The organism is Streptomyces sindenensis, from assembly GCF_014649035.1.
In the GTDB taxonomy this organism is placed as follows: domain Bacteria; phylum Actinomycetota; class Actinomycetes; order Streptomycetales; family Streptomycetaceae; genus Streptomyces; species Streptomyces sindenensis.
In genome coordinates this window covers 31,448-45,159 of sequence record NZ_BMSG01000002.1, presented here as the reverse complement: position 1 = coordinate 45,159, position 13,712 = coordinate 31,448, and the positions used below count along the sequence as shown (strand labels likewise).

Below are 13,712 nucleotides of genomic sequence, written 5' to 3'. Positions count from 1 at the left end.
CCGCCGATCGCCGTGAACCACCTCAACCCCCGCGCCCTGCGCTGGAAGATCGCCGCACTCGCCGCCGCCGCGTGCTGCGCGGTCGCCGCCGTGATCGGCTTCCTGGTGCACGACGCGACCCGGGAACGCGGCCTGCGCGTCGGTACCGACCGGACGCTGACCCGGCTGATCGCCGCCGAGCGGGAGTACGACCGTACGGGGAAGGCTCCGGCCGACATCGACGTACGGAGCAGGGCCGAACTGCCGAAACCGCTGGCGCGCGACCTCGCGACCTTCAAGGCGACGGGGACGGGGACGGCGACGGGGACGGGGACGGGGACGGAGACGGGGACGGAGGCGGGGACGGGGACGGAGACCGGACCGCCGGACACCGGTGCCTACGCCACCTGGTACGACGCCGATCCCCCCAACTGGTTCTGGATGTGGGGCGCCGTGGCCGTCGCCGACGACCGGTTCCTCGTCGTCCGGGACGACATGAGCACCGAGGTCCGCAGCCTCCAGCTCCTGGACCGCTCCATCGTGAAGTCCGTCCTCGCCGCCCTCCTGTTCGTCGTCCCCCTCGCCGCTCTGGCCACGGAACCGATCAACCGGCGGCTGCGCCACGGGGCCCGTACCGCGCGCCGCATCGCCGACGGCGACCTGGACGCCCGGATCGGTACGGCCGGGCGGGCCCGCGACGAGATCACCGAGATGGCGTCGGCCGTCGACGACATGGCCGCCGCCCTCCAGCGCAAGCTGGAGAACGAGCGACGCTTCACCGCCGACGTCGCGCACGAACTGCGCACCCCGCTGATGGGCCTGGTCACCGCCGCCGGGCTGCTGCCCGAGGACGACGAGGCGGCCGGTCTCGTACGGGACCGGCTGCGGGCCCTGAACGCCCTGGTCGAGGACCTGTTGGAGATCTCCCGCCTGGACGCGGGCGCCGAGCGGGCCCGCCTCGACCCGGTTCCGCTGGGTGAACTGGTCGCGGACGTGGTGCGGCGTACGGGCACGGACACCCGCGTCGGCGGGGTGGACGGCGGCGGGTTGGTGGAGACCGACCCGCGCCGGGTGGAGCGGATCGTGGTCAACCTCGTCACCAACGCCCACCGGCACGGTGCGGCCCCCGTCGAGGTGACCGTGACCGGGGCGCGGATCACCGTGCGCGACCACGGTCCCGGCTTCCCGCCCGACCTGCTGGAGCGCGGCCCCCAGCGGTTCCGGACCGGGGCGAGCGAACGCGGCCGGGGGCACGGTCTCGGCCTGACCGTCGCCCAGGGCCAGTCCGAGGTGCTCGGAGCCCGGCTGACCTTCGCGAACGCCCCGGACGGGGGAGCGGTCGCGACCCTCGATCTGGCCCCGCGCCCCGCCTGATACGGAACCGAAACGCACTCTCGCGGCCGTCGAAACGGTGCCGTACGGGGCCGGAAGCGCGACTCCTCGAAGGTGACACCGGTACGGGAAACCGCACCGGTGTCACCTGGAGGAACCCATGCCCGCAGCCCCCGCAGTCCCCCCGCCCACCGGCACGGGCGTGCCGCCCACCGGAACGGGCGTGCCTCCCACCGGAAGGGGCGTCCGCTTCCGGATCCGGCGCCTCCTTCGCGGCTGCCGCCGCTCGGTCCTCGTACCGCTGACGGCCGCCGTGGTGCTCGCCGCCGGCACGGCAGGGTGGTACGCGGCCGGCGGCAGCGGCCGGTCCCCCAGCGGGCCGGGCGGCGACGGCGGCCCGGGGGAGGGAGTGGCGCCGCTCGCCCGGTCACTGCAACTGCCGTGGCCGCGCGAGGGGCAGGCGAGCGTGGCGGTGGAGGGGATCGGCAGCCTCGGCACCCGGGGCGAGCAGAAGCCGGTTCCGATCGCCAGCGTCACCAAGGTCATGACGGCCTACGTGATCCTCAAGGGCCATCCGATGAGCGCCGACGCCCCGGGCGCGACCGTGGTCGCCGATCAGCGGGCGGCCGACGAGTCGTACTCCTCCGTCGAGACGACCGCGCCCGTGCTCGCCGGGCGGGAGTACACCCAACGCCGGCTGCTGGAACTGATGATGGTGCCGTCGGGCAACAACGTGGCCCGGCTGCTGGCCCGTTGGGACGCGGGCGACGAGAAGGCGTTCGTCGCGAAGATGAACCGGGCCGCCGCCGGGCTCGGCATGCGCGCCACGACGTACACCGGGGTGAGCGGTATGGAGGCGAGTACGCGGAGCACGGCGGCCGATCAACTGGCTCTGGCCCGCGCCGCGATGAAGGACCCGGCCCTCCGGCAGATCGTGGCGACCGCCTCCGTCACGGCCCCGGGGGTCGGGGTGACCTTCCGCAACACCAACAAGCTGCTCGGCCACGACGGGGTCATCGGCCTGAAGACCGGCTCGTCCACCCCGGCGGGCGGCAACCTCGTCTGGGCCACGCGGCAGAAGGTCGCCGGGGCCGACCGGCTGGTCCTCGGGGTCGTACTGCACCAGCGGGCCGGCACCACCCCCGCCGAGGGCAGCGCCGCCGCCCACGAGGCGAGCCGCGCCCTGATCGCCGCGCTCCGGACCGAGCTTCCGGCGGCGGCGAACAGAGCGTAGAGCAGCGGCGAACAGGGCGTAGGGCAGCAGCAAACAGGGCGTGGGGCAGTGGCGAACAGGGTGCGGGGCAGCGGGAGGGGGCGCGGGTCAGCGCAGGGTGTTCAGCATCTCCGCGGCGAACGGCGTGATGTCCTCGGTGCGCCCGTGCAGGGTCTTCGCCGCCCACTCGGGATCGGCGATCAGCGCCCGTCCGACGGCGACCATGTCGAACTCGTCGCGCTCCATCCGGTCCAGCAGCTGCCCGATGCCGGTGACACCGGAGTCGTTGCCCTGGAAGGCACTGAAGAAGTCGCCGTCCAGGCCGACGGACCCGACCGTGAGGGTCGGCCGGCCGCTGATCTTCTTCACCCAGCCGGCCAGGTTCAGGTCGGAGTCCTGGAACTCCGGCAGCCAGTAGCGGCGGGTGGAGGCGTGGAAGACGTCGACACCGGCCTCGGCCAGCGGTGTGAGCAGGGCGTCCAGCTCCTGCGGGGTCTCGGCGAGCTTCGCCTCGTACGCGTCCGCCTTCCACTGGGACATCCGGAAGAAGAGGGGGAAGGCGTCGGACACGGCGGCGCGGCAGGCGGCCACGATCTCGGCCGCGAACCGGGTGCGGGCGACCAGGTCCCCGCCGTAGGCGTCGGTCCGCCGGTTGCTGCCGGACCACAGGAACTGGTCGATCAAGTAGCCGTGGGCGCCGTGCAGTTCGGCGCCGTCGAAGCCGAGGCGCTCGGCGGCGGCAGCCGCGTCGGCGAAGGCGGCGATGACGTCGTCGAGGTCCTTCTGCGTCATGGCGCGCCCCTTGGGCTCGCCGCTCAGGGAGATCCCCGAGGGCCCGACCGGCTCGGCGTCCGGGACGGGCCCGGCGCCTTCGGTGCGGGTGATGCCCACGTGCCACAGCTGCGGGATGATCGCGCCGCCCGCCCGGTGCACGGAGTCCGCCACGTGTCCCCAGCCCGCGAGCGCGGCCTCGCCGTGGAAGCGGGGAACCCGGTCGCTGGTGCCGGCGGACTCGTGATCGACGTAGGTGCCCTCGGTGATGATCAGCCCGACGTCGGCGGCCGCGCGGCGGGTGTAGTAGTCCGCCACGTCCTGCCCCGGAACGCCGTCCGGGGAGAACTGCCGGGTCATGGGGGCCATCGCGATCCGGTTCCGGGTGGTGAGCCCGCGCACCGAGAACGGCCGGGAGAGGGCGCTCGCGGCGCGGTCGGCGGCGCCGGCGGAGTCTGCCGTGCCGGCCGTGTCCGCTGTCGTCGCGTCTGTCGCCGTGTCCGCCGTCGTCGTGTCTGTCACGTCGATGTCCTGTCCGTAGCCGGGGTGTCCACCCGGGGCCAACACGCCCGGGCGGCGTGGACATCCCGGCATCGGCCGCGGCGACGGTAAAGAATGGGCAAAGAACGGAGTGGCCCTCCGGTGTGTGGTCCGGGTCGGCTCACTCGGGTTCGCCGGCGAACGTCGGGGCCAGCGCCGCCCGCAACCGCCCGGCGAACTCCTCCTCACGCCCCTCGAAGGCCGGGTACTCCCCGGCGAAGTGATGCCACTCGACGTAGCCCAGCGCCTCGTCCAGATCCTCGCGCCCCACCCACGTCCGCCCGGTCTCCGGCCACTCCCCGCTCAGCCGGAACACCTCCTGGAGCAGGGCGAACGGGAGCGGGTGCCGCTCCGCGAGCAGGGTGGCGTCGTAGAGGTCCTTGCCCTGGGCGTACGTGTCGTTGATCAGCCACATCACCTTCCACGCCAGGGACAGCGCGGGGGTGGCCCCGTACAGCACCGCGCCGGACGGCAGGACGACCCGCTCGGGCGGCTCGGGCAACTGCTCGCCGAACACGAAGTCCAGCTGCACCCACCCGCCCGGGGTGCCGGGAGCCTCCCAGGGCAGCATCATGCGGCGGCCGGGCACCCGCTCGTACGTCCAGATGTCCTCGCACACGGCCCCGGCGGCGCGGATCCGCACCCCGTGGGCTCCGCGCGCCGCCCGCGCCTCGGCCGCCGCCGCGACACCGGCCAGCAGCTCCGGGGTCCGCTCCTCCTCCATCCGCCACGAGGCGGGGGCGACCACGAAGTCCAGGTCACCGGGCTCGCGCGCCTCCTCGCCGAACCACAGGGCCATGAGCGCACTCCCGCGCACCACCAGCGCCTCGGCCCACGGGGACGCGGCCACGCCGTCCCGTACGGCGTCGAGCGCCGCGGCCCGGGCCCGCTGCCAGGCCCGGGTGGTCGCCGGGGAGGGGAAGACGGGGTCGGTGGTGCGGAAGGCGTTCGGGAACTGCTTGAGCGCGGGGTCGAAGACGGTGCGCTGCACGGCGTCGTCGTCCATCACCCGCAGCATCGTCCCCGGCACGGCGTCCAGGAAGCGGCGCCGTGCGTCCAGCCCGGCGGAGGGGGGTACGGGGCCGGAGGCCGGCACCACCTCGGGAAAGGGCGGGCGCTGTTCGCTGCTCATATCGCTTCCAACCATCCTTCGTCCAGCTCCGGACCGCTGTCCAGGAGCACGTACTCCCGCTCCACGTCGACCACTTCGTAGGCGTGCGCGGCCAGTTCCGCGAGCAGCGCGTCCAGCGCGAGCGCCGCCCGCCGGTCGCCCGTGCGGTGGCAGCGCTGGGTGACGAAGCGTTCCTCCCGGCCGTCCGCACGTACGCGGCGCGCGTTCCACGAGACGTGTGCCCCGTGCCGTACGGCCACGGCGACGAGGGCGGCCCGATCGCCGTCGTTCCCTTCGAGCAGGAGCTTCACGTGGTGCTCGAAGTGCCGTCGGCCGTGCGGATGTTCCTCTCCCGCGACTTCGGCGTCCTCGCGCGGCACCTCCGCCGCCCACGGCGCGCACTCGACCTTCACGCGCGCCACGGCGAACCCGTCCCCGGCCAGCGCCGCCCCGGTCTCGCGGACGGCGGCGAGCTCGTCCGCGTAGGACGGCCGGCTCCCGCGCAGCGTCAGCATCGGCTGGGAGGCGGTCCGGCCCCGCGCCAGCGCGATGTGCGTGAACTTCACATCGGGGCGCAGGGCGGCCCAGCGCTCCAGCCTGCGCAGTTCGTCGCCCTCGCACAACACGGTCATATGGCTCTCGTACACCAGGACAGCATGCCGCAGCGGCGTCGAACGGGCGCGCGGATTCGAGGGCCGCCGACGAGACCGGGCTGTGACCTGACCGACAGCCGCACACCGATGACTTCGCCGCCCGGCACCGGTCATCAGTGCGACATGACCGGAACCACATCCGCTCCAGAGACGGGACAGACCATGACCGACCAAGCCGTGAAGGGCCCTGCCAGCTACTTCCCCTCGATCGAGAAGAAGTACGGCCGCCCGGTCGCCGAGTGGAAGGACCTCATCCGCACCTCCCCGCTGACGAAGCACATGGAGCTGGTCGGCTGGCTCAAGTCCGAACACGGTCTGGGTCACGGGCACGCCAACGCCCTGGTGGCACACACGCTCGCGGAGGACAGCGCGGGCTGACCCGGGCGGATGCGGCAGAGGCGCGGGCGGCCACCCCCGGACGAACACAGAATCTGCACGCGCCAGTAGAGTGCGATGCTTGTTCGATTCGCCGGGAGGCGGAGGGGGAGGGATCGTGGGGGCACAACTGCGCGACACCGCTACGGAATTGGCGGGCGTGCTGTGGCGCGAGCACACCGTGTACCGGGAGCGGTCCGGGGGGATGGTCATCCGGGGCGAACACGTACGGCGCTGGATCAGCCTGGCCCCGGCGGGCGGCCGGGACGAGATCCTCGTACGTGCCGGGCGCATCCTGGACGGCGGCACCACCGCCCCGGCGCGCTCGGAGGCCGTGGTGCCCCTCTCCGCCGGTACGGCCGTACTCGCCGCCGCCTGCCGAAGGCTGCTGGCCGATGCGGCGTCCGATGCGGCGTCCGATGCGGAGCGGGTTCCGCGGGGCGGGGCGGCGCCCGGGTCCGGCCGGGCCCGCCGGCCGGGAAGGACGGCGCGCCGCAAGAGCGGGGGGCGGCACACCGGGTTCGGCTCGTGGGTGATCGTCATCTGCGTCGTCGGGGTGATCGGCCTGTACGTCTACAGCAACGCGACGCTGCACGGCTGACGGGTCCGACCGGGCCGGCCGCCGGTCACCGACGGACGAGGAGCGGAGCGCGTTCGTGCGGCGCGGCGGGGAGGCCGTCGTCGGTCGTTCCTCCCCGTTGACCGTGGTCTCTCTCCTCCGCGAGCCGGTCGGCGTCGCGGCCGGGCGTCCGAGGCCGGAGACCGGTGAGCACGCGTCCACCGGTAGCGGTGACGGGCCACCCGCCCGCCGGACCTCGGAAGCGGAACGCGAACGCGTGGATCACGGATCCTTCAGCCGGCGGCGGTGTCCGACTGCCCGGCGTCGTCGGCGGCGCCCGTCTGCCCCGAGCCCTCGCCCGTGCCCGGCTGCCCGGCACTCCCGCCCGTGCCCGCCTTCTCCCGCATCTTGCGCACCAGCTCGGCCTTCTGCTCGGCCGCGTTCTTGCGGTCGAGGTTGCGGTGCGGCCCGTTGTTCTGCCGTTCGGCGCGGGACTGCCGCTTGCGCTGGCCTCCGCCCATCCCCACGGGATTGTTGATGTTCTTGCTGTCGGTCATGAGTTCTCCCGGAATGAGACGGAAATAAGATGCAGCGGTCTACGGATTCGGCTGGGAAGTCCGCTCGGCGGACCACACGGCGGCCTTCTGAACCGTCGGCCCCGCGACGCGGACCGCCCCGGCCGTGAATGCGGCCCAGAGCAGATCCTGGCATCCGAAGAAGGACTCCCCCCAACTGTCCACCCAGACATGGACACGGGACGGACCGGCCACCGTGGCGTCCCACCACTCCCAGCCCCGGGAGTCCTCGTCCGGGTCGAAGCGGTACAGCCAGTCCTGGAGATCCCAGGGCCGCCCGCCCCCGGTGTGCTCCGCGTACGCCCCGCGGCCCGCCCGGGCGAACTGCGGTACCTGCTCCTCGCCCCCGGAACCCACCGCGGCGAACCACCCCGGCACCTCGTCGACCGGCAGGCTGTCCTGCTCGAAGTCCGCCGTGCAGCCCAGCCGTACGGCGGGCGCGAGCACCGAGCGCAGGCGCTCCACGTAGGCCGCGGCGTCCCCTGGGACATCGATGACGAAGAGGGAGAGGACCGGGGGCGCGGCATCCGTGTCCGGACGCTCCCCCACACGCCGGAGCTCGGCGGCCAGGCTGTCGCTGGTGTGCATCATCTGAGGTGGGTCACCCTTCCTGGACCACGCGTCCCGAACCGGGGACGATAGCATCCCGCAAGCCGTCGAGCAGTTTATCGGGAATGCCGTACAGGTGCGGCCCCTTGGTCGGGTCGGATATCTCTGGGTATTCCTTCAGAAGTGCTTTCCATTCCTGTCGGGTGAACGCGTCACCGTCAGGGTGGTCGGCCTTGTTCTGTGGGAGCGCATTCTCGTGAATGGAATCGCGATACGACTTCGGGATTTCGTACGACACGATCTGTCCGCCGTCCGAACGGAATTCGACGGTGTGTTTCATGTCGCCGCTCATATTGAGGTAGAGCTTCCCGTGCCCGGTGATCGTCACCTCGCCGTTCTCGCCGATGTGGACCCGCTGGCTCAGGGGATGATCCGTCTGCTTGCGGTAGACCGTCACCGTCTCGTCCGGGCAGTCGACGGGCGCGAGCCCGAGCGGGTCGGCCGAGGTGTGGGGGTTGGTGACGTACGTCGAGGGGTTCGGGGCGGGCAGGAGCCCGAGCGGGTCCGGCGTCAGATAGCGGGCCGTCTCCGGGTCGTAATGGCGGAAGTAGTTGTAGTGCAGCCCGGTTTCCGGATCGAAGTACTGTCCGGGGAAACGCAGCGGGGTGTAGGCGGTGGAGGTGCGCGACCATGTGGTCGTGCCCCACAGCGTGGCACGCGTGCGCCAGGCGATGTCACCGGACTCGTCGACGAGTTCGGTGGGCGTGCCGACGAGGTCGGTGACGATGGCGAAGAAGCGCCGGTCCACTTCCTTCTGGGAGGAGTCGGCCGTCACGATGCGCTCGGTCTGGGCCAGCGGACGCAAGCCGGCGTGGTCCCAGGTGAGGACGACCGGGTGCGGCAGACCGGTGGAGGTCGTGGTCTGTTCGCAGAGGGTGTTGCCGTCCCAGGTGAAGGCCGTCCGCTCGACGACGGTGACGCCGTCGGGAGCGAGCCGCTGCTTCTCCGTACGGCGTCCGAGCGGGTCGTAGAGGTAGCGCCACCGGGTGCCGTCCGGGGTGACGACGGCCGTCAGGCGGTCCTCGGCGTCCCAGGTGTAGCGCCAGGTGTCGGGCTTGCGCGACAGCCGTGTCCGCTGCCGCAGGACGATGCGGCCCGCGGCGTCGTGCTCGTAACGTACGTCCCCGGCACGGGTGATGCGCGTCCCGGAGTACGCGCGCGGGCCGGTCGCCTCCTGCCCGGGCATGGACGCGGGCCAGGAAGCGGCGGTCTGGTTGCCCGCCTCGTCGTAGGCGTACGTCTCGCTCCAGCCGTCCGCGTGCACCGAGGTGACACGGCCGGCCGGGTCGAGGCCGAAGCGCCGGGGGCCGGACAGCGCGTCGTCGATCCCGGTCAGCATCCCGTCGGAGCGGTAGGCGTACGTGCGGCGGTTGAGGCTGCGTCCACCGGACGCGGTCTCCTGCCCGGCGACGCGTCCCGCCGCGTCCCACTCCGTCGTGAACGTGAGCATCTCGCCGAAGCGGCGCACCAGTTCGCGACCGGCCGCGTCACGGTCGAACGCCACCTCGTGCCCGCCGCTGGTCTGCCGGACGAGCCGTCCCGCCACGTCGTACGCGTACGTGGCGACCTGGCCGGAGGGGGTCACGCGGCGGGTGCGGCGGCCCAGGGCGTCGTAGGCGTACGTGGTGACCCTGCCGTCGGCCAGCTCCGTCTTGACCCGGCCGCTGCGGTCGTACTGGTAGCGGAGTTCCCCGTCCGGGCCTGCGGCGTGCAGCAGTTGGCCGCCGGGGCCGTACGTGAAGGCGGTGGTCCGGTCGCCCGCGGTCTTGCGGATCACCCGGCCGGCGTGGTCGCGCTCGTAGTCGACGGTCTCGCCCAGAGGCGTGGTGCGGCGGACCACCTGGCCGAGGGGGTCGAGCTCGTAGCGGAGGTCGCGCCCGTCGAAGTCCGTCTCGCCGATCACCCGTCCCCCGGCGTCGTACGCGTAGCTCCACTCCAGGCCCTGCGGATTGGTCACCCGGGTCAGGCGCAGCTCCGCGTCGTGGTCGAACGTGTGGCGGCACCCGTCCGGGCCGGTGCGGGCGACGAGGAGGTCGAAGTGGCTGTACTCGTAGCGGGTGGTGCGGCCCAGCGGGTCGGTGTGGGTGAGGCAGTTGCCCTCGCCGTCCCAGGTCCACGACTCGGCGGTGCCGTCGGGCGCGGTGCGGCGGGCGAGCTGTCCGTCGGCGTTCCACTCGAAGCGGGTGACCCCGCCCGAGGCGTCGGCGGACTCCAGGAGGCGGCCGAAGGCGTCGCGCCGGTAGCGGACCGTGGAACCGAGCGGGTCGGTCACCTCCAGCGGCAGGCCCGCGCGGTCGCAGCGTACGGTCGTGACCTCCCCCGCGGCGTCGACGACGGTGGCGGGGCGGCCGTACGCGTCGTAGGTGTAGCGGGTGGTCCGCCCGGCGGGGTCGGTGATGGAGAGCCGGTTGCCCCGGTCGTCGAACTCCTGCCGCCACCGGGCACCGCCGGGTGCGGTGATCCCGGTCGCGTGCCCCGAGGTGTCGCGCTCGGCGCGGATCGTGCTGCCGTCGGCGCGGGTGAGGGCGGAGAGCCGCCCCTCCTCGTCGTAGGAGTAGAGGGTCGTCCGGCCGAGCGGGTCCGCGGTGCCGGTCCGGTTGCCGCGGTCGTCGTAGGTGAAACGGGTGGTGTGGCCGAGCGGGTCGGTGGTCGCGAGGATGCGGGACCCCGGGCCGATGAGGTGGCGTGTGGTGTGGCCCTCGGCGGTGGTGAGGGTGGTGGTGCGGTGCCCCGTCGCGGGATCGGGCTGACCGTGGTCGAGAGTGACGCGGAAGTGGCCCGCCTCGCCGCCCTCGGAGGTCACCCGGTGCTGGTCGTCGTAGGTGTAGGCGTAGCGGCGGCCGTTGGAGTCGGTCCAGCCCGTGACGCGGTGGTGGGCGTCGTACGTGAAGGCGAGAGTGGCGCCGGAGGGCTTGGTGACGGTCGTGAGATCGCCGTCCGTGTACCCGTAGGCCATGACAGGCCGGTCCGTCCGGCCGCCGGGCCCGTCGTCCGTACCGGTCAGCGTCAGTGCGGTGACGCGCCCGTCGGCGGTGGCCAGGGACAGGTGGTAACCGGCCGAATGGACCAGGGCCAGCGGGGAGCCGTCGTCCGTCCGGTCGATGGTGATGGTGTTGCCGTTGCTGTCGGCGATCTGGACGAGCCAGGCTTCGCCGTCCTCCCCGGGCTCCGTACCGTCGGGGCCGGCGAAGTGCTTGGTCAGGCGGGTCTCGGGGTCGGTCAGCGTGTAGTCGCCGGCCTCGTCGCGGCTCAGGGCGGTGCGCGAGGTCCCGCTCTCCGGGCGGGTGGCCAGCCCCGGCACGGGGTGCGGGTAGGTGATGAGCAGGCCGTCGTCGGTGACGTGGATGACGCCGTTGGCGTCGATCTCCAGGCGTTCGTCGACGGTGGAGGACCAGGAGGGTCCGAAGAACCGGCCTGCGGTGTAGCCCGACTCCACCCGGCGGGTGAAGGCCAGGGGCAGCACCCCGGGCAGCACCACGTCGGTCTGGGGCAGATACATGCGCCCGGAGGCGAGGTCGACCGGGTCGGTGCCTTTGCACGTCCGCTCACCGTCGGGCCGGTTGTGGGTGCCGTCGGGTGCCGCGCGCTCCAGGTTGCGGGCGTCGGAGGCGAGGTCGGCGGCCTCCTTCACCACCCGGGCGCCCTTGACGCCCGCCCCCGCGCCGCCGGTCGCGGCGGTGAGGGCCAGGTCCGGCAGGAGCCGGCCGAACCCCTCGGCGGGGTCCTTCATGAATCCGTCGATCATCTGCTTGCCGGTGCCCCAGGGGTCGTTGGCGACCCGGACGAGCCCGGCGGCGGTGTTGTTGAGCGCGAGCGCGTACTCCGCGGGGTGCGTGATGTTGTACGGGTCGGTGGGGTTGACGCTCCGCGCGAAGTTCACGATGCCCGCCGCGCCCTTGACGACGCCGCCCGCGATATGGGTCTTGATCACCTGGTACTCGGCGAGCCCGTCCATGGCCTGCTCGGCGTAGCGCGGCTTCGGCGGCGCGGCGTCCCGGGCCGCGGTCACGGCCTTGCGCGCGGTCTCGGCCGCCGTGTTGCGCTGCTTGCGCGCCTCCGCGAGCAGTTCCTGCGCCTCCTCCATCCGCCCGGTGCCCGGGTCCTTGAAGGCACCCGGCTTGGGCGGCAGAGTGGAGGGGTCGCGTTCGTCGGCGGGCTTGGCGTTGTAGGCGTCGACGGCCTTGTTGTACGTGTCCGCCTTCGCGTTGTACGCGTCCCTGGCCTCCTCCGACGCCTTGGTCCCCGCCTTCCACTTGTCGATCGCGGTCTGCGCCTGCCCCTGCGCCCACTCCACGGTCCCGGCGAAGGAGTCGAGCGCACCGGCGGCCTTCTCGAAGGCGTCGGCGGCCTTGAACCACTTGGGCGGCTCGATGGACACGGAGTCCCGGAAGGCGTCGGCGGCCTGCCCCTTGATCGTGGACGAGTCGACCCCCTTGAGCCCGCCGCCGACCTGGTCGAACGACCCCTGCAGCTTCCGCAGATGGGTGGCGGAGGCCCGGATCGTGGACGGACTGCCGTAGATGAGCTTGGTCTTGTCCTCGGTCTGCCCGAGGTCCATCTCGTCGACCTCGGCGCCCATCCGGTTCGCGACGGACCGGGACTTCTCCCGGACCCAGTCCGCCCCGGACTCCCAGCCGGCGTCGTCCAGCCGGTCACCGGCCCAGTTCCCGGCGTCCTCGACCCGGTCACCGGCCCACTCGACACCGTCCTCGACCGCGTCCTCGACGACATCGGGCGTGATGTCGCTGACGAAATCCTTGAACCCCATGCCCTAGTTCCCCCCGCCGCCCTGCTGCTGCCGGGCCCGCTCCTCGGGCGATGGCCCGAACATGTCGTCCACGGACCGGTCGAACGCCTCCTGGTCCACGCCGAACAGCTCGTTCAGCTGCTCCGCCTGGCGCCCGCCGTTCCCTTCCGTGACGAGGGCCCGTCCGGTGTCCTTCCAGGTCTGCCCGGCCTCGTCCGCCGTCCGCTCGAACGACTCGCGGCTGTAGTCGGGGCTCAGATAGTCCGGGGTGAGCACATCGCCCCACCCCTGCTTGACGATCTCGTCCTCCGAGGCATGCGGATTCCCCACGCCCGCGTTCACGGCGATCTTCAGCGTGCCCTGGACGTACTGGTCCTCCTCCCACACGATCCCCGCCGCCAGCCCGAGCTTGGCCGCGATCGCGTTGGCGTCCTGGACGAGCGCACGCACCCCCCACTCCCACCGCTCGCAGAAGTCCTCGAAGTCCACCGACAGCCCGTGATGCCCGGCCTCCATCCCGGTCATCGACAGCTCGGACAGCCCCTTGCCCAGCACCGCACCCGTGCCGTCGCCGATCTCCTTCAACTCGGCCACGGCCCCGCGCAGCCCGGAGGTGATCTTCTGAACGCTGACCGGATCGACGTTGAGGTCTTCAGCCCCCGTACCGCTCACAGCTCCCGCCCCCCGCCGGGTACGCCGGCATCGGCATCGACGGCGACGGCATCCGGCACGATCCCCACGACCGGCGGGAACAGCATCGACCCGTCCGGATCGGCCACGTTCACCGCGACCCCGGCCGGCACCCCCATCGCCGGAATGACCTCGTCCAGCAGCCGGGCCCCGCGAAACGCCGCGTACTCCCAAGTTCCGGAGGCCGCCCCGGCAGTCCCCTCCACCACCGCCCGCTCCTCGGCGAACCGCGCCAACGCCGCCTCATCGGTGAACGCGCACACCCACCGGATTCCCCCGAACTCCGCGGTCCACAACCCGCCCCGGTCGTACGGCACGAGCACGAGAGCCCGCCGCAGCTCACCCACCAGAGCCCCCGGATCCCCGACCCCGGCCCGCCGCTCGGCCATCCGATCCACCAGCGCTGCCCCGTCACCCACTGGAAGCCCTCCCCGCACGTGAGCTGTCGCCCTTCACTACTGCACACGCTAGGACACCACGCACAGGGGGAACCAACGGTTCCGGCCGCCCCACGTCGGCGGCGGTCGGAGGCGGGAGCCGTACGGCGGCACAGGTCGA

At 72.7% G+C, this 13,712-nt stretch carries 12 protein-coding genes; 4 read left to right on the top strand and 8 right to left on the bottom strand.

Going from position 1 to position 13,712, the window contains the following annotated elements:
* Window positions 1–12 precede the first annotated feature (12 nt).
* On the top strand, window positions 13–1,353 hold the full coding sequence (locus tag IE145_RS03440) for a sensor histidine kinase (protein ID WP_189518693.1): 1,341 nt from the start codon (window positions 13–15) through the stop codon (window positions 1,351–1,353).
* 118 nt (window positions 1,354–1,471) lie between these two features.
* The gene (locus IE145_RS03435; RefSeq protein WP_373296564.1) at window positions 1,472–2,545 is read left to right on the top strand and encodes a D-alanyl-D-alanine carboxypeptidase family protein; all 1,074 of its coding nucleotides are present in this window, start codon (window positions 1,472–1,474) and stop codon (window positions 2,543–2,545) included.
* Between the two features lie 87 nt (window positions 2,546–2,632).
* Here IE145_RS03435 and IE145_RS03430 read toward each other — a convergent pair whose 3' ends face one another.
* The 3 genes from IE145_RS03430 to IE145_RS03420 all read right to left on the bottom strand — a co-directional run bounded on the left by IE145_RS03430 (window position 2,633) and on the right by IE145_RS03420 (window position 5,578).
* Window positions 2,633–3,817: an NADH:flavin oxidoreductase gene (locus IE145_RS03430; protein ID WP_373296563.1), complete on the bottom strand. Its 1,185-nt coding sequence runs from the start codon at window positions 3,815–3,817 to the stop codon at window positions 2,633–2,635.
* A gap of 139 nt (window positions 3,818–3,956) precedes the next feature.
* Window positions 3,957–4,967 (bottom strand): nucleotidyl transferase AbiEii/AbiGii toxin family protein, encoded by a 1,011-nt coding sequence (locus IE145_RS03425; protein ID WP_189518691.1) that lies wholly within the window; start codon window positions 4,965–4,967, stop codon window positions 3,957–3,959.
* The gene (locus tag IE145_RS03420) at window positions 4,964–5,578 is read right to left on the bottom strand and encodes a hypothetical protein (protein ID WP_189519240.1); all 615 of its coding nucleotides are present in this window, start codon (window positions 5,576–5,578) and stop codon (window positions 4,964–4,966) included. Before IE145_RS03420 ends, IE145_RS03425 begins: the two co-directional genes overlap by 4 nt.
* A gap of 183 nt (window positions 5,579–5,761) precedes the next feature.
* Between IE145_RS03420 and IE145_RS03415 the strand changes: the two genes are divergently transcribed.
* Together IE145_RS03415 and IE145_RS03410 are read left to right on the top strand one after the other, a co-directional pair.
* A complete protein-coding gene (locus tag IE145_RS03415; RefSeq protein WP_189518689.1) occupies window positions 5,762–5,977 on the top strand; it encodes a DUF4287 domain-containing protein in 216 nt (71 codons plus the stop codon).
* 157 nt (window positions 5,978–6,134) lie between these two features.
* Complete coding sequence (locus IE145_RS03410; protein WP_189519238.1) at window positions 6,135–6,575, top strand: hypothetical protein; 441 nt, start codon at window positions 6,135–6,137, stop codon at window positions 6,573–6,575.
* A 251-nt stretch (window positions 6,576–6,826) separates the two neighbouring features.
* Here IE145_RS03410 and IE145_RS03405 read toward each other — a convergent pair whose 3' ends face one another.
* Genes IE145_RS03405 through IE145_RS03385 form a run of 5 tightly spaced genes read right to left on the bottom strand, consistent with a single transcriptional unit; the run spans window position 6,827 to window position 13,573 of the window.
* Window positions 6,827–7,090, bottom strand: coding sequence for a DUF6243 family protein (locus IE145_RS03405; RefSeq protein ID WP_189518687.1), 264 nt, complete (start codon window positions 7,088–7,090; stop codon window positions 6,827–6,829).
* A gap of 39 nt (window positions 7,091–7,129) precedes the next feature.
* Complete coding sequence (locus IE145_RS03400) at window positions 7,130–7,699, bottom strand: hypothetical protein (RefSeq protein WP_189518685.1); 570 nt, start codon at window positions 7,697–7,699, stop codon at window positions 7,130–7,132.
* A gap of 10 nt (window positions 7,700–7,709) precedes the next feature.
* The gene (locus IE145_RS03395; RefSeq protein ID WP_189518683.1) at window positions 7,710–12,485 is read right to left on the bottom strand and encodes a putative T7SS-secreted protein; all 4,776 of its coding nucleotides are present in this window, start codon (window positions 12,483–12,485) and stop codon (window positions 7,710–7,712) included.
* A 3-nt stretch (window positions 12,486–12,488) separates the two neighbouring features.
* Window positions 12,489–13,136, bottom strand: a complete 648-nt coding sequence (locus IE145_RS03390; protein WP_189518681.1) for a hypothetical protein — start codon at window positions 13,134–13,136, stop codon at window positions 12,489–12,491.
* On the bottom strand, window positions 13,133–13,573 hold the full coding sequence (locus IE145_RS03385) for a hypothetical protein (protein ID WP_189518680.1): 441 nt from the start codon (window positions 13,571–13,573) through the stop codon (window positions 13,133–13,135). The genes IE145_RS03390 and IE145_RS03385 overlap by 4 nt, the downstream gene beginning before the upstream one ends.
* Between the last annotated feature and the right edge of the window lie 139 nt (window positions 13,574–13,712).